Origin of the sequence: Thermoactinomyces sp. DSM 45892, from assembly GCF_900107305.1 — a bacterium.
In the GTDB taxonomy this organism is placed as follows: domain Bacteria; phylum Bacillota; class Bacilli; order Thermoactinomycetales; family Thermoactinomycetaceae; genus Baia.
Genome location: NZ_FNPL01000004.1, coordinates 180,020 through 202,271, shown reverse-complemented (window position 1 = coordinate 202,271; position 22,252 = coordinate 180,020). Strand labels below are relative to the sequence as shown.

The following is a 22,252-nucleotide window of genomic DNA, read 5'->3' as shown; positions in this document are numbered from 1 at the left end:
AAATATGCATAAGCTGTGCTCGTCCTTTTTGTCATAGGAGCATGTTCCATCAGCATATGATGAAATGAAATAAGAATTCTCCTCCAAGCGCTACTTATCACCCGATAAGGGAGCTTGGAGGGCTTCTGTGGAAAGTCGAACCCCTTTCGCTTCCACAATTTCATTTGTATGGTAGAAGAATATGCTCGTCTTTCCTTGTGAGTCCTTCGTTTCTTCTCTCCGTTCAACCTTCTGTACTTGATGACTTCCCTTATTTAAAAACAATCGGTATGAGATCGTCTCTTGATGATTAGCCGTTTCTAACTTATCACGGCTTCGCTTGCCTAAATAGTTTTGAAATACTTCCGTATCTTGATCGCTTACTTTCACATCGATAATCCAATCATCGCCTTGCTCAGTAAGCTGAAACTTGTTTTTATGGTCTTTTGCAAGCCCTTGTAGCACATAGGTAGGGTTGACCAATTCGCATAACATCTGAAAGTTTGCAGAAACGGCATCTGATCCAACTGTCTCCTTGCTCCACCTTCCACCTGCCTTCACAAACAGATACGGTGCTTTCTCTTTCACAAACACCATCTCATATTGCTGTGTGGGAACATCATTTATATACCGAATACTTACATCTTCCTTTACACAAGTCACCTCTAAATTCTCTTTTTTATCTGCATTTTCGATATATAATCTTGCCTGCCACCCTGCATTGTTTTGAACTGCTTGTTGTGCTTTTCCTACTAACGCACGGGCTTGTTTCGTTGCACGATCGGTTGATACACCGGGCTGTCCGAATAATTCCCAGCCAGTACACCCAGTCATTAGAACACTACACAGAATCAAGCTTACCCATCTCATTTATACCGCCCCCATTCATCTACTATTATGAAAACATAATTTGGTATAAATTTCCATATAAAAAGAAAAAGCCCGATGGGGGCTCTATGTATGTATCCACTTATATTTCCCTTTCCTTAGGTACTTCGTGGCAATGCCTGCAACGGGCTTCGTACTGCTCATCGGCGCCAACCAAAATAATCGGCTCATCTTTTCCAGCAGGTTTCCCATCAATCAGACGTTGGGTCCTAGCTGCTGGCTGACCGCATTGTACACAGATAGCTTGTAGTTTCGTCGCGTATTCAGCAATAGCAAGTAAATGAGGAGTAGGTCCGAAAGCTCGTCCTCGGAAATCTTGATCCAGACCAGCACAGATGACTCGCATGCCACGATCTGCTAATGTTTGACACACCTCTACGATCTCTTCGGAGAAGAATTGAACTTCATCAATCGCCACAACATTTGTTGTACTTTTAACCGCTGATAAAATTTCATACGGATCCCGAATCGCTTTCGCTTCAGCCATAAGACCGTTGTGCGAGGCTATCGACTCCGCATGATATCGATCGTCGATTGCTGGTTTAAAGGCCTGAACTTCCTGCTTGGCAATCCTCGCTCTTCGAATACGTCGAATTAACTCTTCACTCTTCCCTGAAAACATCCCACCACAGATAACCTCAATCCAACCTTCTTTATGCATCAATTGCAAAGACCGTACCTCCCATACTATGAATGTATCGCTTAAAGAAAATGAAAAGGCAAGCGGGTGATAGCTCGCTTGCCCATGGGAAAACCCATCCAATTTATCATATTAACCAATGTTATATTTCTTTTTGAAACGATCGACACGCCCACCAGCGTTTACCATTTTTTGTTTACCTGTATAGAATGGATGACAAGCGGAACAAATATCCACTTTCAATTCTGCTTTGGTCGACCCAGTTTCAAAAGTGTTACCGCAAGCACAACTTACAGTAGCGGCTTTGTATTCTGGATGAATAGCTGCTTTCATCGAGTTCACCTCTTCCTTAATCCGATCCTAAACGTTTTCGAAGTTGAAAACTACTGATGTATTATAGCATGAACGCTTTAGGACTGCAAGATGAGGGACTGACTCAGCTACGTCCATTTCTCTTTTTCCAAAGTGAAGAGGGCTTATGGCTTATTTAGGTAATACTTGCAATGGATTTAATACAGAACCGTTTTTGTGTACTTCAAAATGAAGATGATAGCCGGTCGCATTACCTGTTATTCCCATAAAACCTATTTGTTCCCCTCGGGAAACTGTACTTCCTTTTCCGACCAATATTCGACTCAAATGTGCATAGTACGTGACCCAACCGTCCCCATGGTCGATCACAACCAAGTTTCCATATGCGCCTGAATATCCTGCTTTTACGACCGTTCCACTCGCCGCAGCAAAAATGGGTTCCTTTGACTTCTGCTCACTCCAGATGTCCACCCCTTTATGCTGACGTCCATTTCGCCAACCAAAGTTACTTGTCACTCTACCGTTAACGGGCCAGATAAACCGCTCATTACCTAATCGAGGGGGAGCTACCTGCTTAACAGATTTTTTGTTCGCAGGAGTCGTTTTGCTTACTTTCATCTTTTGCTTTTTGGGGGCTGATTGTTTTGGAACATCTTGTTTAGCCTCAGGCAAAGCAACCAACTCTTCTTTTGGAACGAATAGTAAGCTATCGACAGATAAAACGGGTGATTCTCCGAGCGACGGATTTAGGTGAAGAAGTAAATCTTTAGTCGTTCGATACGTACTGGCGACGGAATCGATCGTATCTCCAGAACGAACAGCGACCAACTTCACCCTGAGCGGAATGGTGAGATTGCGCCCAACTGACAATAAGCGTGGATTCTGCACTTCATTTTGATTCGCGATCTCTGGATGTGGCACTTGGAATAGGGAACCGATCTCACTTAGTGTGTCACCTCTTTGCACTCTGTACAAGATCGGTTTCCTTTTGAGTTCTGCAAGACTACCTGCGTAATACGTGAGCTTCGGAAGGACATTGGCTGTATTCCGCATGGTAATCTGCAACGGCTCACCATCGCCATCCGTCTTTCCCAGATTCTCACCGAGTATCGAATGAGAATCGGTGCCTATCGCCCAAGCAGTAGATGCAGAACAAATGGCCAATGAAGAAGCCAAAAGCGCTTTTTTGCGGGACATTTCATCAACACCTCAGATCAAGGATTGGTTAGGGTAAGTACCCGAAACATTCTTATGTGCTTTGAGAGTGTTGTATGTCAAAAAAAGAAATATGCATGTTAGGAAACAGTAGTAGGACGCCCGGAAGTTCTCGGTTTCTCTTGATCTAAAGAGGCTAAAAACTCTTCGTTCGATTTCGTTTTTCTTAACTTGCGGATGAATGCTTCTGTATAATCATGGTGCTCCGAAAGAGTATTCCGCATAGACCATATTTTCTCTAGTTCCTGCTTCTCCATCAATAACTCTTCACGACGCGTTCCCGAACGGCGAATATCGATCGCAGGGAAGATTCGGCGCTCCGCTAATTTCCGATCCAAATGTAACTCTAAGTTGCCCGTACCTTTAAATTCCTCATAGATCACATCATCCATACGGGAACCGGTATCAACAAGAGCCGTCGCCAAGATGGTTAAGCTGCCGCCTTCTTCAATATTCCGCGCCGCTCCAAAGAAGCGTTTTGGACGGTGAAAAGCCGCAGGATCAATCCCACCTGATAATGTTCTACCACTCGGAGGAATTACTAGATTATAAGCACGTGCGAGCCTCGTAATGCTATCTAATAAAATCACAACATCTTTCTTCGATTCTACTAAACGTTGTGCCCTTTCTAGGACAAGCTCCGCCACTTTTATATGGTTCTCTGGCAACTCATCAAAGGTCGAGCTTACTACTTCGCCTTTGACAGAACGCTGCATATCGGTTACTTCCTCCGGACGCTCGTCAATTAACAGCACAAATAACTCAATCTCCGGGTAGTTTTCCGAGATACTATTTGCTATCTCTTTCAGTAACATCGTTTTCCCAGCTTTGGGTTGAGCGACAATTAATCCACGTTGCCCAAGACCTACTGGAGCGATTAAATCCATCGTACGAGTCGAAATTCTTTCTGGCGTTGTTTCCAATAGAAGTCGATTTTGAGGATATAACGGAGTAAGTGCAGGGAAATGAAGGCGTTCAGCAGCTACTTCGGGGTCTTGCCCATTTACAGCTTCCACATGTAGTAGGCCAAAAAAACGTTCATTTTCTTTGGGAGCACGTACTTTTCCAGTAACTAAGTCCCCAGGGCGGAGATCAAAGCGACGAATCTGGGAAGCAGATATATAGATATCTTCGGAGGAAGGCAAGAAGTTAATCGGGCGTAAGAAGCCGTACCCTTCTGGCAAAACATCTAACACGCCACCCATAAACATCAATCCATCTTTTTCTGCTTTTGCTTTTAGAATCGAAAAAATCAATTCTCTCTTTTTGAGTTGACTATAGTATGGAATCTGGTATTCTTTTGCCAATTTATACAAATCTGTGAGTTTCTGATTCTCTAAATCACTTAATGTATAATCCATAAGCATGTATCACCACTTTTTTCAGGCTCGAACGTTTGGCCTGTTCCAGTGTGGGAACAGGTCCATCTATTCTAACACGTAATTTGGTTTCTTTTCTAATCTGTGCGTTCCTTCCATAAAACGAATTGTACCTGTTTTTGCCCGCATGACCAAAGAATGAGTTTGAACCTTATCCCCTTTGTAGCGAACACCACGTAATAATTCCCCATCTGTCACGCCTGTTGCGGCAAAAATAGCATCTTCCGTACGAACGAGATCGGCCATGCGCAGCACTTTCTTCGGATCTTCAATCCCCATTCGCAGACAACGCTCGAACTGTTCGTCATCCTCTGGTAAAAGTCTACCTATCATTTCTCCACCAAGGCACTTTAACCCTACTGCGGCTAACACACCTTCTGGGGCACCTCCCGAGCCGAATAATATATCCACACCCGTATCATAAAAGCCCGTGTTTAGAGCGGCGGCTACATCTCCATCAGGTATTAGTTTAATTCTCGCACCCGCCTGGCGAATCTCTTCGATAATCTTAGCATGACGAGGACGATCCAATAATACAGCTACTAGGTCTTCTATATCTTTGCCGTTAGCTCTGGCGACAGCCTTTAAATTATCAATAACAGGTGCATCTATGTCAACCTGTCCAACTGCTTTTGGGCCCACTGCTATTTTATCCATATACATGTCAGGGGCATGTAGCAAGCCACCTTTGGGAGCCAACGCAACAACAGCGAGCGCATTCCATAGACCATTGGCAACAATATTGGTTCCCTCTAATGGATCAACAGCCACGTCTACTTCAGGTAGATAGCCGAGTCCGAGACGCTCCCCGATATAGAGCATAGGCGCTTCATCCATTTCCCCTTCACCGATGACAACGGTTCCACGCATGGGAATGGTATCAAATACATGTCTCATAGCGGAAGTAGCCGCTGCATCAGCTTCGTCTTTCTTACCCGATCCGATCCAACGGCCGGACGCAATAGCCGCGGCTTCTGTGACACGTACAAGTTCCATTGTTAAACTTCGTTCCATTCTACCCATCTCCTTTATTCGTTCATGACTATTTATGTAATTAGCATAGCATATCTTTTAATTAGTGTATTATATTTGGCGTAAATGTAACACATAGTGTAAAAAGATGGAAGAATTGTTTGAATTAGCTGATGTAGGCACCACAGCTCAAATAGAGAGCTTACAAAGAAACGAAGAAGGACCCCTACAGGGGCCCCTCTAATAGATTAACTCATATTTATTTACTTCGACTTCGCATTTTTCCAGTCTGCTTCAAACTTCGCAATCCCTTGCGTGGTGAGTGGATGATTCACCATTTGAGTAAGGATTTTATACGGAAGCGTCGCGATGTCAGCTCCAGCCAGAGCCGCTTGAGTCACATGAATGGGGTGACGAACACTAGCGGCGATAATTTGTGTATCGAGACCGTGGGTGTCAAAGATATCACGAATTTGTTGGATGAGCTCCACACCGTCATGACTAATATCATCCAAACGCCCTAGAAACGGACTAACAAACGTCGCCCCTGCTCGTGCCGCCATCAAAGCTTGGTTAGCAGAGAAAATCAAGGTAACGTTTGTCTGAATACCTTTTTTAGCAAAGTGACTAACTGCCTTTAATCCTTCTAAGGTCATCGGGAGCTTTACATTTAAGTTAGGAGCAATCTTCGCAAGACGTTCTCCTTCTTCGATCATGCCTTCATGGTTAGGAGACATCACTTCTCCACTCACTGGGCCCTCTACAAAGCTAGTGATTTCAGCAAGTACCTCTTCAAACACACGACCAGAACTAGCAATTAAACTCGGATTGGTCGTCACACCTGATAGTAATCCTAATGAATGAACTTCACGAATTTCTTCCACAACTGCTGTATCTAAAAAGAACCTCATCTATTTCCCACTCCTTTATGTAAGAAAGAAAAGGTAGACAGATAAGGCACCCTTTCGCACCTATCTATCTACTCTTTACTTGTGCAACTACTGCCCATTGTACCCGATTGCCCTCAAACTATGCATCTTCGACAAAGGCGGACTTATGCTTTTCCTTCACTACCAAAGAGACGAATTTTATCTTTCACTGTCTCCTTAATCGCGTCACGCGCTGGACCTAAGTATTTACGTGGATCAATCATTTCTTGATTACTTGTAAGAAGCTCACGTACTAACTTCGTACTGGTTACTTGGTTTTCTGTATTCACGTTAATTTTACCTACACCGCGAGTGATGGATTGACGAATCGCTTCATCCGGTACACCTGAACCACCATGGAGAACGATGGGTGCATCGATTGCATTGGCTACCTCTTCGATAATATCGAAACGAATCTTAGGCTCACCTTTATAAATCCCGTGTGCAGTTCCTACAGCAATGGCCATCGCATCTACACGTGTCTCTTGCCAGAAACGAATCGCATCTTTCGCATTCGCGAGAGTTGCATCTTCATCCGCTACATCTAAATCATCTTCTACACCACCGATGGTTCCAAGCTCACCCTCTACAGATACACCAACAGCATGAGCCGCTTCCACAACCTTTTGGGTTAGACGAATATTTTCTTCAAGAGGATAATGGGAACCGTCAAACATAACCGAAGAAAACCCTTCACGAATACATTGCATAACCACTTCAAAGCTACTTCCGTGGTCTAAATGAAGCGCAATCGGCAAACCGGACTCTTCTGCCGCGATCTTCGATAATGCTACAACATTCTTTAAGCCCATATAGCGAATAGCACCTTCACTGGCACCAAAGATCAAGGGAGAGTTCAACTCTTTCCCTGCCGCTACAATGGCTTGAACATATTCTAGGTTGTTAATATTAAACTGACCTACCGCAAACCCTTCTTTTTTGGCTCGTGGTAAAAATGCATTCATAGACACTAATGCCATATGTACAACCCCCTCAATTAACTTCAACAAATTCATCTTAGCAGAAGAGCCCTTCTTCTGCGAGAGGGATCATGAAATTTGCAAGATCTTCCTCGCCTCGTCAGGAGTCGCAATTTCCCGACCTATTTCCCGGGAAATCCGCACCACTCTCTCTACTAATTGTCGATTTGTCGCTAATTCACCTTTTCTATAATATATATTATCCTCTAAACCAACGCGAACATGCCCACCTAATAAAATAGCCATGGTAGACATTGGCAACTGTGCACGCCCCACTCCAGCAACGGTCCACGTCGCTCCTTCTGGAATCTGTTTCCTCACAAATAACAACTGTTCAGGTGTTGCTGGCATCGCTACTCCCATCACAAAATCATAATGTAGGTGCCCGCGAACATAACCGTCTCGAACTAATTTGTAAGCGTTTTCAATCATCCCTGTATCAAAAATCTCAAATTCTGGACGAACCCCATGTTCTTTCATTTCTAACGCAAAACGGCGGATCTGTGTGGCTGAGTTCATAAACACTTCTTCTCCAAAGTTAACCGTTCCCGTCGTTAAGGTAGCCATCTCTGGCTTTAGGCTTACGGGCTGAATCCGCTCATCATCTGTCATGCCTACCGCTCCCCCGGTAGACACTTGAATGATAATCGGGCATCGCTCTTTAATCTTTGCGATGATCTCCCCGTATATTTCCCTATCTTGTGTCGAATTACCCTCTACATCCCTTGCATGAATATGAACGATGGAGGCACCTGCTTCGTACACTTCTTGTGCTTGCTCCGCTATTTCATCTGGGGTAATCGGTAGATGAGGCGTATCCTCCTTTCGAACCTCTGCACCTACTAAAGCAACTGTAATGATCAACTTTTGCATAAATATACTCCCCTGCTATATATGAATTATTTTATCTTTTTCTCAATGCAAAAAAGGCCCTTGTTTTACCTAGGAGGTACCACACAGGTGCCGGATGCTTTGGTAACCAGTTTTGGCTCTTCTAATACAAATGCTTTATAAGGACACTTTGGATCACGACTTGCTTCGATCACTTTATACGCTTCAAAGCTCATTTTCCTAGATGTATTCCCGATCTTCGTAATCATTCCTACTGCCTCTATGTAGTCGCCAGCATAAACTGGACCCGTAAATACCACTTCGTCATAAGCCACAAACAAGCCTTCATCGCCATCATTTCGGATCAGTAACTCCGTCGCTACATCTCCAAACAGAGCTAACATTCTTGCACCATCCACTAAATCTCCACCATAATGAGCATCCGCTTGGCTCATACGTAATCGAATTTTCACTTCCACGTCGATTCCTCCTGACTTTCATTCATGATGCTAATTGACGAATGACTTCGTTACATAGGTCCTGAATATCAAATGGTTTTGTAAAATGAGCCAACGCTCCTAGATGAGTAGCCTTTTCGACCATATCTAACTCTCCATAGGCCGTCATCATAATTACCTTTAGTGTTTCATCCATCTTTTTTAGTCGACGTAAAATCTCTAATCCATCCATACCCGGCATTTTCATATCTAATAATATCAAATCCGGACGATCACTCTGCACAATTTCAAGTGCCTGCATTCCATTGGCTGCTTGAAGTACCTGTAATGGATATTTGGAAAAGACTTCTTTGACTAAGATTCGGATTCCGTATTGGTCATCCACAACGAGTACTTTTTTGCATTCCATTCACTGCCCTCCGTTTTCCTAGTAGTCCATTACCTACGTGTACTTAATTTCGTTTTAACAGGATCTTTTCCTTCTTTTTAGCGACTTTCTTTTTTCTCATCCTTTAGGGAAGAAGTGTTACTATAGAGAAAAATGCTTAAGGGGGAAGGGAATATGCGAGTACTCGTAGTTGGAGCAGGAGCAGTAGGTGGCTATTTCGGAGGAAGATTATTTGAAAAAGGGGCGGATGTTACGTTTCTCGTTCGTCCGAAGCGGCAAGAACAGTTGAACAATGAAGGCTTGATCATAAAGAGCGTTCACGGTGATGCTACATTAGCCGTACCGACGATTACATACGGACAATCAGCAGAGCCCTTTGATCTCATTATATTATCTGTAAAGGCATACCACTTAACGGATGTATTATCTTCCTTAGATCCTTACGTATCATCCAATACAGCTATCCTTCCTCTATTAAATGGCTTTGCTCATTTCCCTCTTCTACAGGAGCGTTATGGAAAAGAGAAAATATTAGGCGGACTTTGTGTGATCGAATCTACGGTAAATGCAGAGGGGCATATTGAACAATACAGCCCTTTTCACGATCTAGTGTATGGAGAATGGTCCAAGCAAGCAAGCGAGCGAATGGATCAGATGGCGCAGTTGTTTGCAGGTGTAACATGTAACGTGACTCAAAGCCCGCAGATCAGGCTTGATGTGTGGAAGAAATATGTGTTTATCTCCACTATGAGCGGCATGACATCGCTTACTCGTAGTAGCATCGGAACAATCTGGAATACTCCTACAGGTGAGCAAACGTATCGACGCCTTGCGCAGGAAGTGATCCAGATTGCCCAATCTCGAGAACCACAACTTGATTTTGACGAGGTTTATCAACAAGTCATGAAGAGGTCCCTCCATTTGCATGGGAGTATGAAATCATCGATGTCCCGAGATATTGAAAAGGGGCAACCGATTGAGACAGATCATTTTCACGGATACTTGTTACAAGTAAAACCGGAGCATATAGAGGCACCTACGCTTGAAACAATTTATGCTGCATTGTCCGCATATAATTTTAAATATAAGGTAAGTTGACCTATCTCCCGTAACATTTTATATTTATATAGTATGGAAAAATGAATATGTTTCATGATAGTGTGGAAAAATGAATATGTTTCATGGATCCTTCGGGGCAGGGTGTAATTCCCGACCGACGGTGATGGTAGGTCGCACTACCTCAGCCCGTGACCCGCATATAGCGGTTGACTCGGTGAAACTCCGGGGCCGACAGTATAGTCTGGATGGGAGAAGGATGATAACTCGTACGACTGTTGAAAAAACAGAGTATCTACGGGCTTTTTTGAGTATAACTTTTTATCTTAAGTTACGAAAATCCTGTAGTTCGTATTTGGCGTACACACAACCCCGAAGCAAGGAGAACGCACTCCTTTTTGCTTCGGTTTTTTATTGCCATGATTCGTACGGTTGTCATCAGAATTCACAAATCACTAGAGGAGTGTTGTTCTGATGCAACAGAAAAGCAAAGTAACCAAGATGGTTTTACTTGCACTATTAGGTGTGATCTCATTTTTAATTGAAAATATTAGTTTTCCCATTCCTACTCTGCCACTCTTTCTCAAGGTAGACTTTAGTGAGCTTCCGGCTCTCGTAGGAGCCATTCTCTTCGGCCCCTTAGCGGGCATCGTAATCGAGTTTATCAAAAATGCTTTCCACCTCATGTTTACCGGGGGCGAGATAATCGGAGTCACTGCTAATTTCCTAGCTGGGAGCATCTTTGTCTCTATCATCTCCGTCATCTATCGTACATTTCAGGGCTGGAAGGGCTTTGTATATGGCTTCATCGCTGCTACTCTCATGATGACACTCTTTATGGCAATTGCTAATTTCTTTGTCTTCCTGCCACTCTATGCAGCCATTACCGATCCTACAGCGAAAACTACCTTTATTCTCAATATCATTACGCCTTTTAATATCATAAAAGGGATTTTGGTCTCCATTGTATTCGTACCATTTTATTTGAAAATCGTTCCTTATTTGAGAAGCCGTAGCTCGATTTTGTGAGTTCTAACGAAAACAATTTGGGGATTTAATTGATATATTGATCAGTATAGTTAGAGGATGAATCGATTCGAGCAACAAAATCGATTCATCCTCTTTTTATCTTCACCCTCTATTGGTTGCTTAGCAACAAGCTCTATCGATAGCCGATCACGATATATTTACATTATTTTAACTTAACAGATAGTAAATAATATTTACACACTAATACATAAACTATATGATAACGTAGTACTCCAATTCCATCATAGAAGGGAACTATCTATGAAAAAGTTATCTATTCTGTTTGTATCCGTTGTTATGTTCGTTAGTGTCTTATTTCCTAGTTCGTCCGTCGTCCAAGCTGCCCCTGATCACTTGTTAATCACAGAAGTGTATGTAGACACCAACCTTCCGAGTGAGCCAGAAGAGTACATCGCGGTGACGAATCCGACTCGTGCTTCGGTGAGAATCGCAGGTTGGCGGCTCACTAGTGGGAAGAATAGTATGTCATTTCCGAGTGGCACCTCTATTTCCCCGAATCAAACGTTGTATATCACGAAAAATGCGAGTAAGTTTCTGCAAGAATTTGTCACGATCACCCCAGACTTTGAATACGGGGCAGATAGTAGTCCTAGCACTCCACAGATGAATGCAAGTATCGGATCACTGGCCAATAGCGGTGGGGAAGTCATCCTACAAGATGGGAGTAACGTTGTAGATGCAGTGATTTATGGTAACTCGTCCTATAAGGGAACAGGCTGGTCAGGAGAATCGATTCCCACGAAGCCGTCTGGAGTTATGACTGTCCGGGATCGCACAGAATCTAGCGGCATCTGGGAAGACACCAATACCCGTGCTGACTTCAACCAACTCCGCGTCTATCAAGCTGGGCAATCACGGTTTGACTTAGACAGCTTTACATTCAGCGGAACCGTAACCCCCTATACCTCTCCCGATAGCAGTTTTAGCACATTAGAAAAATATCTAAATAGTGCTAAAAAAACGATCGATATAAATGTCTATGAGTTTCAAAACACCTATCTGCTAGAACCGATAAAAAAAGCACTATCACGCGGGGTAAAAGTACGCATCTTCCTCGAAGGACAACCGGTAGGAGGTCTCCTTGATCAATCGAAATACGTAGCACAACAAATCACAAAGGCAGGCGGACAGGTACGATTTATCATAAGCGATACGGCAAATGAACGATATAAACGATACCGATTTAATCATGCCAAGTATGCCATCGTGGACGGGGCTCGAGTCTTGATGCAAAGTGAGAATTGGAAAAGTACGGGTGTTCCAACTACCAACACGTATGGGAACCGGGGGTGGGGAATCATCATCCAAAACCCAAGCTTTGCTTCTTACGTAAAAAAAGTGTTTGAAGCAGATTGGAATCCATCATTCCGAGATAGTTTCCCTTATACGCCTGGCACCAAATACGGTGAGCCATCAGCAGGCTTCGTTCCAGATACAAGTAATCCAACTGGCAAGTATCCAGCCCCTTTCCCAGCCAAAAATATAACCGGTTCCTTTACCGTAACCCCTATCTTTGCTCCAGACGCTACGCTGCTTCAGGAAAAAGCCATTCTGGGGATGATACGAAGTGCCAAATCAGAGCTATTAGTGGAACAACTCTATATTCATAAGCACTGGGGCAATACCAAAACTGGCTCCCCTGAAACGACCCCGAATATCTATCTAGAAGAGATGATCAATGCGGCAAGGCGCGGAGTAAAGGTACGCGTGGTACTAGATGCTTCCTTCCTCGATGCGTCAGATCCACGAGATAATCAATACACAATCAAATATATCAACGAAATCGCATCACGCGAAAAGCTCGACATGGAAGCAAAACTCTTTAATCAATCCGCCATCCGTGTAGATAAGATTCATAACAAAGGAATCATCGCCGATCAAAAAGTGCTTGTATCTAGCATTAACTGGTCGCGAAATAGTCCAGAAAACAATCGAGAAGCGGGTGTCATCGTCGAAAACGCAGAAGTAGCGAGCTTCTATAAGGATGTTTTTTGGTGGGATTTTATGGACGGAGCTAAGAAGCCTAATTAACATACTATCTACTTTTCGGACACCCGACAAAACCAAAAACGTTAACACACCATGTGATTCTGCTGTGCGAATATTGTTGAATGTATAAATAAATGATACTCTATGTTAGCACCTCTCTCGACTTCGAGAAGGGTGTTTTTATAATGAATCCATAGAAAGAGGAGTTTTTTCATGAACACACTAAGTAATTGGGCAGCATTACGGAAAGGTGTAGTAGCATTTATTTCCTACGTCATTTATTATTCGATGTTTATTGGTCCTGACATCGTCCCAGGTGCAGGCGGATTTGTTTTGATCTTCACTGCTCCTATTATTACGATCGGGTATATGACTTTTTCTTATCTCATTGACTATATCATCATGAAAAAACAATACCCTTACCCATCGATATCCTTTTTGCTACATATTGCACTCGGTTTAGTAACCTCTGTCTTCCCAGGAAATTGGATTAGGGTAGACCAAATCGGATTAGAACACATAGTAAAATGGGTGATGTACGCACTCTTTTTTTGGTTCATTGACTTCTTAATAGCCTCTGCTCTCATGAAATTCAAAAATAATAAAAGTAAATCAAGTCCAAATGAAAGCGAAAAGGCTTAGTATTAGTTGCCCTTGTCCCAGTTGTAAAAGCAAGGGATGGGTGAACATTCCGAACAAGGGTGTGTAGAACATGAGCTACATACCCCCCAGAGCTAGAATCATTAAGAGCCCTAAACAATCCCCTCGAATTGCTGGAATCCGAGGGGATCAGTAAATTTATTTCTTGATTACGGTTTTATATGATTCAAGATTATTTATATCCATTGTCTGTACATCGGTAAATATATTGTACCTTTCTAATAAGTACTTATCGGAGTCTTCTTTCTTTGACGCTGACTTAAGGCTGTCATCATAGACATAAACCACAATCCCTATGTCGTTAAAATTCATCTTTTTTAATTCGTGCAGAAACTGGGAAATCACTTTTTGGGCTTGTCCTGCTTGCTGATAGACACTAAGGTCTACATGTAATACCAAATCCTTATCTCCCTTTTTTAAAACATCAAAGACTGAAGGGATCTGACCAGTATACTTTCTTTCTGCATCTTTCTTATATCCATAAGTAAAGCGATCGACCATTCGTAAGTCGAATGTCCTATTTGCCAACTCCTTCATAGAAGGTTCCAATTCATCCGAGAACAAACTCTTCACATAGGAGTCATGAAATCCTTTTGGCGGCTCTGACACAATCACAACAGGGGTGTTTTTCCCATCTTTTATAGTCCCCTCAATGCCATAGTCACCAAGAATACGCCCCTTGGTTACCTTAGTAATAACTAATTCCTTTTGATACCTTTCCTTGATATATTGAACAGCCGACTCTCTTATCTGTTTGTCTTCATCCGATGTCATCTTAGACACATCATTACACCCTACTAACATCAATATCACTAGAATCGATAGAAGACTTGTCCTCCATTTATTAAACATATGCTACACATCCTAACTCATCATTTTCTAGGAACAATATTTCCATTGCTTTTCTCAAAAAGCTTTGTTGCTGGTGTATTCACTTGGACCTCTTTTATTGGCGTAACGTTGCTATGGAAGTCTCGAAGATAGTTCTTGTTCGGATCTTCCGTACGCCCTGTAAACTTGCTAATGCTATGATTGAAGAAGGAATCGCCTTGAATAGTAACTGTTTCACCCGGTTTTGTTCCCGTATTAGCCACTGTATCGCCACTAAAATCAATATTTCGGATTAATCCATTGTAAGCTCCCTTCTTCTGATTGATCATTACCTTCTCTTTTGAAGTAAGGGACCTTTCTCTTTCTGGCAATGGGTGCAAACCGTATCTCCCACCTGTCTGTATCGGTGGGTTTTGAACATCTCCTGGAGCATTAAAAGTAATAGTTGGAATGAGATATGTTGTCGCCACTTTATTCGCAAGGTAACCACCCAATGAATGGCCCGTTGCACCAAATTTATATCCAGCGTATTTAGGGCTATTAATAATATCTTTTGCAAAATTGATGGCAGGTCCCACTTGAGGCGTGGGTAAACCCAATACAAACATGGCGTCTGAATAAAAATCTCCAGACTCCTGTGTTCCACGATAAGTAATGATTACTTCTTGGGTATTTTGATTCACAAAAGCTATCGCTTGTAGACTATTTGGAGAATCAATTCTAGGACCTATTTTCCATTCATCCCCCAACAACTCTTGTAATCTTTTTTCTGTAAGGTCATTCTCATACACCAGCTGCGACAAAAACGCCATCTGTTGGTCAGTCGTCTTTAAATCCTTAATCTCACCATACGGTCGATTATTAGCATTGATCTTAGCAGAATCGAATATCCCAATTACATCACGCTTCCACCATACTACCGTTGCAGTTACTGCTGATAGAACAAATGCAAAAATAGCTGTACGCATACTATTAATTACCTTAGCTAATTTATCAAGAACTCCCGATACAAAAGATGTGATTTGTTTCCATTTTTCAGCACACCAGTCTGTAAAGGAATCCCATTTGTTTGAAACCCAATCAACTCCCTTGTCCCAAAGACTCTTTTCCTTAACGGTTGAAGTACCAGCGATATCTTGCTTGAACTCCCCATTTATAGGTGTGTTATCAATATTAGCAAAAACCAAACTAGGACTGATAAAGAATAGTCCGATTATAACCACTAAGAGGGCTGAGATGTATTTACTTCCTTTCATTACAGTTGATCCCCTTTATTCTAAAAATACTTATTATTGTTGTGGTACATTTTAAGCGATATAAAAAGGGCAGTTTCGACGTGGAAGTCAAACTGCCCCTTAACAAATCTATAGCAAATAAATTACATACCGTCTGTTTCACGGAATTTCTTAGCGATTTGATCAAGAGATGTAGAGATACTTTCTAACAGAGTGGTAAACTGTTTCATATTGCCTTTACATTGCTCAAATTCGCTGATAAATTTTTGTTGTGTTTGACCTTCCCACTGCCCTTGCAAGCTGGAAATCTTAGAGTTAAGTAGGTTAATCATTGCATCACTTTCGCCACGTTTTTGTTTGAATACTGCTGATACTCCTTCAATTTGTTCAGGTGTAATCTGAATACGTCCTGCCATTAGTAAAGCCCCCTAATTATTCTATATATAATACTATGTCACTTATATATTATACACTATACTATAATTATTTTCAATATTGTTTTCGTTAAAAAATAATCATATTAAATGAGACTAATCTGTTTTTTATCTTTATTTTTATATATTATTCTCATTAAGTCTAAGCATTCCATCATGGAGCAGAAAAGCCCACTTTTAAGATATATCTTAGAAGTAGGCTTTTCTGTAAAACGATAAGACTATACCTCTACTCCGCTCGATTTTTTTACATGTAGTGTCGCAGCTACGAAGTCGCGGAATAGGGGTTGTGGGCGGTTGGGACGGGAGGTGAATTCTGGATGGAACTGGGCGGATAGGAACCATGGGTGATCCTTATACTCTACGATCTCTACCAGACGACCGTCTGGAGAGGTTCCAGAAAATACGTATCCGGCTTGCTCCATCTGTTCACGGAATTCGTTGTTAAATTCATAACGATGACGATGACGCTCATAGATGAGGTCTTCCCCGTATGCTTTATGGGCCAGTGTGCCTGTGCTTACTTTACAAGGGTATAGGCCTAGACGTAATGTACCACCTAGATCTTCTACTTCTTTTTGTTCTGGTAGTAGGTCGATCACTGGATATGGGGTATTCAGATCAAACTCTGAGCTATCAGCAGACGGGAGCCCTGCCACGTTCCGTGCTCCTTCTACACACATCATCTGCATACCTAAGCAGATTCCGAGGAATGGGATTTTTTGCTCGCGGGCAAAGCGAGTGGCGATAATTTTCCCTTCGATTCCACGATCGCCAAAGCCACCTGGAACGAGGATTCCATCGACTTCTTCTAAGAACTCTGTCACGTTTTCATCTGTTACATCTTCCGAGTTTACCCATTTGATCTCGATTTCAGCATCGTTTTCAAAGCCTGCATGACGCAAAGATTCAGCAACACTCATATAGGCATCTTGTAGAGCAACATATTTGCCAACGATCGCGATTTTGGTTCGGCGTTTCAAGTTTTTCACTTTTTGTACTAAGGCGGTCCAGTCTTTCATATCAGCTTCTGGCACATCGAGGCCAAAGTGTTTGACAACGATCTCATCTAAGCCTTCTTCTTGCATCATGAGAGGGATTTCATATAGTGTTTCTGCATCACGAGCTTCAATGACTGCTTCACGATCGATATCACAGAAGAGAGCGATTTTACGCTTCATGGATTCGGTCAATGGATATTCGGTACGCGTTACGATGATGTTTGGTTGAATCCCAATACTGCGTAGTTCTTTTACACTGTGCTGGGTTGGCTTCGTTTTCAGTTCCCCACTCGCACGTAGCATCGGAACCAGTGTACAGTGAATGTACATCACATGCTCACGACCTACATCGCTTTTAATCTGACGAATGGCTTCTAGAAAAGGAAGACTCTCGATATCACCAACGGTTCCCCCGATCTCGGTGATCACGACATCTGGTTGGGTTTCACGAGCCGCACGAAATACCCGATCTTTGATTTCATTGGTGATGTGAGGAATAACTTGTACCGTACCTCCTAAATAATCACCACGACGTTCTTTCTTAATAACGGACTGATAAATTTTACCTGTTGTCACATTGCTGTTTTGACTTAAATTGATGTCAATAAAGCGCTCATAGTGCCCTAAATCTAGGTCCGTCTCTGCTCCATCATCTGTTACAAACACTTCGCCATGTTGATAAGGAGACATCGTACCGGGATCGATATTTAAGTACGGATCAAACTTTTGAATCGTTACCTTTAGGCCACGGTTTTTTAACAACCTCCCTAAAGCAGAAGCGGTAATCCCTTTTCCTAACGAAGAAACGACCCCACCTGTTACAAACACAAATTTCGTTTTCATCTCCATTTTCCTCCTATATAAGAAAGCATTCCCTTTTTAAAAAACATTCTTCCAGAAAAACAGAAAAAGCGCCCCTAAATAAATAGAGGCGCTCGGTTGATTTCGTCATCATTGTGTACCCATTTTTAATGAGCCCAAAAAATATTCTAACCAAATTCACCACGACTGTCAATAAACTCATTAGTCAAAAGTATTATTTTATTTTCTATCAATAAAACCGACATTCCCTCCTGTAAACAGGCATGTCGGTTTTATCATTTCCTTGGATACCAACGAAAACGTTCTTAGAGCTCGTCTTCATCTTCGAGATCTAACTCATCATTTTCGTCTTCGTCCTCTTCCCCATCAATGTCTTCCTCGGTAAAACCATCCGCTGTATCGTCGTCTGGCTCATCTGCGTCTTCAGCACCAACGGTGTACAATGGATCTTCTTCGATTGGCTCTGGAGCGAAGTCATCACTTTCATCTTCATATAGGTCATCACCAAAGTCATCATCGTCCAAAATGTTACTTGCAATCGCGGAATCAGTGGCTTGATCGGTTGGATACCACTCTCGTAGACCCCATAAGCTACGACCTACACATACAAAACGTCCATCTACGTTTAAATCGGTGTAGAATTGGGCGATGTATTGGGTTACCTCTTCTTCGGTATATCCTTTCACCTTCGAGGCATATTCGATCAATTCACGATAGAGCATCGGCTGACCATTATTCTGTTCTAAAGCTATGTACGATAAATCGACCATAGCTATTTCTTTAATTTGCTCAAGAGTGAGGTTGTCGCTCAATCTGGACACATCCTTCCAATATAGGTAAACGATACAACTACATGTCTACCTTCTCGTCATTATTTTATCCAAAAAACGGTTGAAGTCAACGTGTAGAGGTATAGATGACGTGGAAAGATTTATTTTTTTACATATTACGACGATACTGGCCGCCTACTTCATAGAGAACAGCGGTAATTTGCCCGAGGGATGCCACTCGAACGGTGTTCATGAGTTCCGCGAAGATATTTCCATTGTGTCTGGCTACTTCCTTGAGACGTTGTAGGGCGATTGCCGCCTCAGGAGTATAACGTTTCTGAAATTCTTGTACGTGAGCGACTTGTAATTCTTTTTCGCTAGCATCTGCACGGGATAGTTCAATCTCTGTCTCTTCGGGTGGATGAGGGTTTTCGAATGTATTCACGCCGATGATAGGAAGTTCTCCGGAGTGCTTTTTCATCTCGTAATACATCGATTCTTCTTGGATTTTGCTACGTTGATACTGCGTTTCCATCGCTCCCAACACTCCACCGCGGTCGCTAATTCGTTCAAACTCCTGCAGTACGGCTTCTTCTACTAAATCCGTCAGTTCGTCAATGATAAAGGCACCTTGCAATGGGTTTTCGTTTTTAGCCAATCCCAGTTCTTTGGTAATGATCATCTGAATCGCCATAGCACGGCGAACGGATTCTTCTGTAGGCGTAGTAATCGCTTCATCGTACGCATTGGTATGAAGGGAGTTACATTGGTCATAAATCGCCATCAACGCTTGCAGAGTGGTGCGAATGTCGTTAAAGTCGATTTCTTGGGCATGAAGTGAGCGTCCCGAGGTCTGGATATGATACTTTAACTTCTGGCTACGTTCGTTTGCACCGTAGAGACGTTTCATCGTAATCGCCCAGATCCGGCGAGCCACACGGCCAATAACGGTATACTCTGCGTCCAGTCCATTGCTAAAGAAGAATGAAAGATTATGGGCAAAATCATCTACATTCATCCCGCGACTCTTATAGTACTCAACATAGGTAAATGCATTGGCGAGAGTGAATGCGAGCTGTGAGATGGGATTGGCGCCTGCTTCGGCAATGTGATACCCACTAATGCTGACTGAGTAATAGTTGCGCACTTGGTTTTGAATGAAAAACTCTTGCATATCGCCCATCATTTTCAGTGCGAATTCAGTGGAGAAGATACAGGTGTTTTGACCTTGATCTTCTTTTAAGATATCCGCCTGCACGGTTCCTCTTACTGTGCGAAGCGTAAATTCACGAATCTGATTCTGTTCCTCTTCGCTCGGATCTCTGCCTTCCCGCTCTGTAAACAGGGTAACTTGTTGGTCTATCGCTGCATTTAGATACATCGCTAAGATAATCGGTGCAGGGCCATTGATCGTCATCGATACACTGGTGTTCGGCGCACATAGGTCAAATCCAGAAAAGAGTTCCGCCATGTTATCTAAGGTACAGATACTAACACCCGATTCGCCTACTTTTCCATAAATGTCTGGACGCTCTGCTGGATCTTCACCGTACAGCGTCACACTGTCAAAAGCAGTCGAGAGGCGTTTAGCTGTATCATTTTTAGATAAGTAGTGGAAACGGCGATTCGTACGTCCAGGGGACCCTTCTCCAGCAAACTGGCGCTTCGGATCTTCGTCAGCTCTCTTTAGAGGAAATACACCTGCTGTAAAAGGGAACTGACCTGGTACGTTTTCCCTTAACAACCAACGCAAACGCTCTCCCCAATCCTGAAAGCGTGGTAAGGCGATCTTCGGAATTTTACTACCGGATAGGGTTTCATTATATAAAGGAGTGCGGATTACCCGCTCTCTCACTCTGGACTCTAGGAAGTCCTGGCGATACATCGACTGGAGCTGATCCCACTCGTCGAGCATTTTTTTATGATAGGGTAACAACTCTAGCTCTTTTTGCTGGGTAACCTGCTCGATTCTTTGCAAGACTTCTCTTTCAATCGAGTGGGTGGCTAGTAGATTTCGCGCTCCATATAGCTGATAGAGTTCGGTTGCTATTTTTGCTTGTTGTTCAACGTCTTCATAGTACTTACGAACAGTTTGGGCTAAATCCCGAAGGTAGTGGGTTCTCTCTGGTGGGATAATGTATTCTAATTGACTGGTGCCAACAGGTATATCGATTGTCGAGATCCAATCTACTTCACACTTCACAGCGATCGACTCGACCATCTTTTTATAGAATAAATTGGTTCCGGGATCATTATAACGAGAGGCCATTGTACCGTAGACGGGAATCTCTTCATCTGATGCATGAAAGAGGTTATGGTTTCGTCGATACTGTTTCTTCACATCACGTAATGCATCTAAGGAGCCTCGACGGTCAAACTTATTAATCGCGATGAGATCTGCATAGTCTAGCATCTCAATCTTCTCTAGCTGAGATGGGGAGCCAAACTCTGCCGTCATCACATAGATGGATAGATCACTGATCGGAACGATATCGGCATTCCCTTGCCCGATCCCGCTTGTCTCGACGATGATTAGGTCATAACCCGCACTCTTCACGACTTGAATCGCTTCTTGAATCGCTCCACTTAGCTCCGTACGTGTCTTACGTGTTGCCAAACTGCGCATATACACTCTCGGGTGATGGACCGCATTCATGCGAATTCGATCGCCGAGTAGTGCGCCACCTGTCTTCTGTTTCGATGGATCGATCGAGAGGATCGCCACTTTCTTATCCGCGAAATCCTCGAGAAAACGACGTACCAACTCATCGGTTAATGAGCTTTTCCCTGCTCCACCTGTACCTGTGATTCCGATAATAGGGATCCGCTTTGCAGTGGATGGCAAGTCAGCTAACCAGCTTTTCGATAATGTCGCCGCCGATTCATCTAACATATTCCGTTGCTCAAAAGTCTGCTCTACATATGAAATCGCTTTAGCTACCGCCCGGAAGTCACCTTGTACGAGAGATTCTTTTGACCCATTCGGCTCTTGAACAGAGGGATAATCCGTCTCGCGAACCATGAAATTGATCATCCCTTGTAGCCCTAGGACCCGGCCGTCTTGAGGAGAGAAGATTTTCGTTACTCCATATGCTTCTAGCTCCTCGATCTCACGCGGGATGATGACTCCACCGCCACCACCAAACACTTTAATATTTGCATTTTCTTCTCTTAACAAGTCAATCATGTATTTAAAAAATTCGATATGCCCGCCTTGATAGGACGAAATCGCAATCCCCTGCACATCTTCTTGAATCGCCGCTCGGACAATCTCCTCTACCGAACGATTATGACCCAGATGAATCACTTCCACCCCTGAATCTTGAAGCAAACGACGCATTAAATTAATCGAAGCATCATGGCCATCAAATAAACTGGCAGCTGTTAGGAATCGGACAGCATGCTTGGGACGTACCACTTCTGTTTCCATCAT

The 22,252-nt window shown here is 42.9% G+C and carries 21 protein-coding genes and 1 riboswitch; of the genes, 4 read left to right on the top strand and 17 right to left on the bottom strand.

Going from position 1 to position 22,252, the window contains the following annotated elements:
- Positions 1 to 90: 90 nt before the first annotated feature.
- The 11 genes from BLU58_RS04860 to BLU58_RS04810 form a co-directional block, all read right to left on the bottom strand.
- The gene (locus BLU58_RS04860) at positions 91 to 849 is read right to left on the bottom strand and encodes a hypothetical protein (protein WP_093291095.1); all 759 of its coding nucleotides are present in this window, start codon (positions 847 to 849) and stop codon (positions 91 to 93) included.
- 100 nt (positions 850 to 949) lie between these two features.
- Complete coding sequence (locus BLU58_RS04855; RefSeq protein WP_369813683.1) at positions 950 to 1,528, bottom strand: thymidine kinase; 579 nt, start codon at positions 1,526 to 1,528, stop codon at positions 950 to 952.
- Positions 1,529 to 1,639: 111 nt separating this feature from the next.
- Positions 1,640 to 1,840, bottom strand: a complete 201-nt coding sequence (gene rpmE, locus BLU58_RS04850) for a 50S ribosomal protein L31 (RefSeq protein ID WP_072335194.1) — start codon at positions 1,838 to 1,840, stop codon at positions 1,640 to 1,642.
- A 150-nt stretch (positions 1,841 to 1,990) separates the two neighbouring features.
- A complete protein-coding gene (locus BLU58_RS04845) occupies positions 1,991 to 3,016 on the bottom strand; it encodes a LysM peptidoglycan-binding domain-containing M23 family metallopeptidase (protein WP_093291093.1) in 1,026 nt (341 codons plus the stop codon).
- A gap of 98 nt (positions 3,017 to 3,114) precedes the next feature.
- Positions 3,115 to 4,395 (bottom strand): transcription termination factor Rho, encoded by a 1,281-nt coding sequence (rho, locus tag BLU58_RS04840; RefSeq protein ID WP_093291129.1) that lies wholly within the window; start codon positions 4,393 to 4,395, stop codon positions 3,115 to 3,117.
- Positions 4,396 to 4,461: 66 nt separating this feature from the next.
- The gene (glpX, locus tag BLU58_RS04835; protein ID WP_093291092.1) at positions 4,462 to 5,427 is read right to left on the bottom strand and encodes a class II fructose-bisphosphatase; all 966 of its coding nucleotides are present in this window, start codon (positions 5,425 to 5,427) and stop codon (positions 4,462 to 4,464) included.
- 221 nt (positions 5,428 to 5,648) lie between these two features.
- Entirely contained in the window at positions 5,649 to 6,296 is a 648-nt protein-coding gene (gene fsa, locus BLU58_RS04830; RefSeq protein ID WP_093291091.1) for a fructose-6-phosphate aldolase, read from the bottom strand.
- 143 nt (positions 6,297 to 6,439) lie between these two features.
- Positions 6,440 to 7,294: a class II fructose-1,6-bisphosphate aldolase gene (gene fba, locus BLU58_RS04825; RefSeq protein ID WP_093291090.1), complete on the bottom strand. Its 855-nt coding sequence runs from the start codon at positions 7,292 to 7,294 to the stop codon at positions 6,440 to 6,442.
- Positions 7,295 to 7,363: 69 nt separating this feature from the next.
- Positions 7,364 to 8,167: a 3-keto-5-aminohexanoate cleavage enzyme gene (locus BLU58_RS04820; RefSeq protein ID WP_093291089.1), complete on the bottom strand. Its 804-nt coding sequence runs from the start codon at positions 8,165 to 8,167 to the stop codon at positions 7,364 to 7,366.
- Positions 8,168 to 8,232: 65 nt separating this feature from the next.
- Complete coding sequence (locus BLU58_RS04815; protein WP_255404591.1) at positions 8,233 to 8,604, bottom strand: 3-aminobutyryl-CoA ammonia lyase; 372 nt, start codon at positions 8,602 to 8,604, stop codon at positions 8,233 to 8,235.
- Between the two features lie 22 nt (positions 8,605 to 8,626).
- Positions 8,627 to 8,992 carry a response regulator gene (locus BLU58_RS04810; RefSeq protein WP_093291088.1) on the bottom strand — a complete coding sequence of 122 codons (366 nt, stop codon included), beginning with the start codon at positions 8,990 to 8,992 and terminating at the stop codon, positions 8,627 to 8,629.
- Between the two features lie 153 nt (positions 8,993 to 9,145).
- Here BLU58_RS04810 and BLU58_RS04805 point away from each other — a divergent pair, with 153 nt between their 5' ends.
- The 4 genes from BLU58_RS04805 to BLU58_RS04790 all read left to right on the top strand — a co-directional run bounded on the left by BLU58_RS04805 (position 9,146) and on the right by BLU58_RS04790 (position 13,708).
- On the top strand, positions 9,146 to 10,069 hold the full coding sequence (locus BLU58_RS04805) for a ketopantoate reductase family protein (protein ID WP_093291087.1): 924 nt from the start codon (positions 9,146 to 9,148) through the stop codon (positions 10,067 to 10,069).
- 84 nt (positions 10,070 to 10,153) lie between these two features.
- Positions 10,154 to 10,291: riboswitch (FMN riboswitch) on the top strand.
- 210 nt (positions 10,292 to 10,501) lie between these two features.
- Complete coding sequence (locus BLU58_RS04800) at positions 10,502 to 11,056, top strand: ECF transporter S component (protein WP_093291086.1); 555 nt, start codon at positions 10,502 to 10,504, stop codon at positions 11,054 to 11,056.
- Between the two features lie 261 nt (positions 11,057 to 11,317).
- Positions 11,318 to 13,108 (top strand): phospholipase D-like domain-containing protein, encoded by a 1,791-nt coding sequence (locus tag BLU58_RS04795; RefSeq protein ID WP_093291085.1) that lies wholly within the window; start codon positions 11,318 to 11,320, stop codon positions 13,106 to 13,108.
- Positions 13,109 to 13,279: 171 nt separating this feature from the next.
- On the top strand, positions 13,280 to 13,708 hold the full coding sequence (locus BLU58_RS04790; RefSeq protein ID WP_093291084.1) for a hypothetical protein: 429 nt from the start codon (positions 13,280 to 13,282) through the stop codon (positions 13,706 to 13,708).
- 156 nt (positions 13,709 to 13,864) lie between these two features.
- Here the strand turns inward: BLU58_RS04790 and BLU58_RS04785 are convergent, their stop codons facing one another.
- The 6 genes from BLU58_RS04785 to icmF form a co-directional block, all read right to left on the bottom strand.
- A complete protein-coding gene (locus BLU58_RS04785) occupies positions 13,865 to 14,509 on the bottom strand; it encodes a hypothetical protein (protein WP_143123704.1) in 645 nt (214 codons plus the stop codon).
- Positions 14,510 to 14,598: 89 nt separating this feature from the next.
- Positions 14,599 to 15,813, bottom strand: coding sequence for a Tle-like phospholipase domain-containing protein (locus BLU58_RS04780; RefSeq protein WP_093291082.1), 1,215 nt, complete (start codon positions 15,811 to 15,813; stop codon positions 14,599 to 14,601).
- Positions 15,814 to 15,935: 122 nt separating this feature from the next.
- Entirely contained in the window at positions 15,936 to 16,208 is a 273-nt protein-coding gene (locus tag BLU58_RS04775) for a WXG100 family type VII secretion target (protein ID WP_093291081.1), read from the bottom strand.
- A 239-nt stretch (positions 16,209 to 16,447) separates the two neighbouring features.
- Positions 16,448 to 18,070, bottom strand: coding sequence for a CTP synthase (locus BLU58_RS04770; RefSeq protein WP_093291080.1), 1,623 nt, complete (start codon positions 18,068 to 18,070; stop codon positions 16,448 to 16,450).
- Between the two features lie 284 nt (positions 18,071 to 18,354).
- Positions 18,355 to 18,861: a DNA-directed RNA polymerase subunit delta gene (gene rpoE / locus BLU58_RS04765; RefSeq protein ID WP_093291079.1), complete on the bottom strand. Its 507-nt coding sequence runs from the start codon at positions 18,859 to 18,861 to the stop codon at positions 18,355 to 18,357.
- Between the two features lie 127 nt (positions 18,862 to 18,988).
- Positions 18,989 to 22,249 (bottom strand): fused isobutyryl-CoA mutase/GTPase IcmF, encoded by a 3,261-nt coding sequence (gene icmF / locus BLU58_RS04760; RefSeq protein WP_093291127.1) that lies wholly within the window; start codon positions 22,247 to 22,249, stop codon positions 18,989 to 18,991.
- Between the last annotated feature and the right edge of the window lie 3 nt (positions 22,250 to 22,252).

Bases quoted from the DNA above. Each gene is read 5' to 3' on its own strand.
- BLU58_RS04860 (WP_093291095.1), bottom strand. From the start codon at position 849: ATGAGATGGGTAAGCTTGATTCTGTGTAGTGTTCTAATGACTGGGTGT.
- BLU58_RS04855 (WP_369813683.1), bottom strand. From the start codon at position 1,528: ATGCATAAAGAAGGTTGGATTGAGGTTATCTGTGGTGGGATGTTTTCA.
- rpmE (WP_072335194.1), bottom strand. From the start codon at position 1,840: ATGAAAGCAGCTATTCATCCAGAATACAAAGCCGCTACTGTAAGTTGT.
- BLU58_RS04845 (WP_093291093.1), bottom strand. From the start codon at position 3,016: ATGTCCCGCAAAAAAGCGCTTTTGGCTTCTTCATTGGCCATTTGTTCT.
- rho (WP_093291129.1), bottom strand. From the start codon at position 4,395: ATGGATTATACATTAAGTGATTTAGAGAATCAGAAACTCACAGATTTG.
- glpX (WP_093291092.1), bottom strand. From the start codon at position 5,427: ATGGAACGAAGTTTAACAATGGAACTTGTACGTGTCACAGAAGCCGCG.
- fsa (WP_093291091.1), bottom strand. From the start codon at position 6,296: ATGAGGTTCTTTTTAGATACAGCAGTTGTGGAAGAAATTCGTGAAGTT.
- fba (WP_093291090.1), bottom strand. From the start codon at position 7,294: ATGGCATTAGTGTCTATGAATGCATTTTTACCACGAGCCAAAAAAGAA.
- BLU58_RS04820 (WP_093291089.1), bottom strand. From the start codon at position 8,167: ATGCAAAAGTTGATCATTACAGTTGCTTTAGTAGGTGCAGAGGTTCGA.
- BLU58_RS04810 (WP_093291088.1), bottom strand. From the start codon at position 8,992: ATGGAATGCAAAAAAGTACTCGTTGTGGATGACCAATACGGAATCCGA.
- BLU58_RS04805 (WP_093291087.1), top strand. From the start codon at position 9,146: ATGCGAGTACTCGTAGTTGGAGCAGGAGCAGTAGGTGGCTATTTCGGA.
- BLU58_RS04800 (WP_093291086.1), top strand. From the start codon at position 10,502: ATGCAACAGAAAAGCAAAGTAACCAAGATGGTTTTACTTGCACTATTA.
- BLU58_RS04795 (WP_093291085.1), top strand. From the start codon at position 11,318: ATGAAAAAGTTATCTATTCTGTTTGTATCCGTTGTTATGTTCGTTAGT.
- BLU58_RS04790 (WP_093291084.1), top strand. From the start codon at position 13,280: ATGAACACACTAAGTAATTGGGCAGCATTACGGAAAGGTGTAGTAGCA.
- BLU58_RS04780 (WP_093291082.1), bottom strand. From the start codon at position 15,813: ATGAAAGGAAGTAAATACATCTCAGCCCTCTTAGTGGTTATAATCGGA.
- BLU58_RS04775 (WP_093291081.1), bottom strand. From the start codon at position 16,208: ATGGCAGGACGTATTCAGATTACACCTGAACAAATTGAAGGAGTATCA.
- BLU58_RS04770 (WP_093291080.1), bottom strand. From the start codon at position 18,070: ATGAAAACGAAATTTGTGTTTGTAACAGGTGGGGTCGTTTCTTCGTTA.
- icmF (WP_093291127.1), bottom strand. From the start codon at position 22,249: ATGGAAACAGAAGTGGTACGTCCCAAGCATGCTGTCCGATTCCTAACA.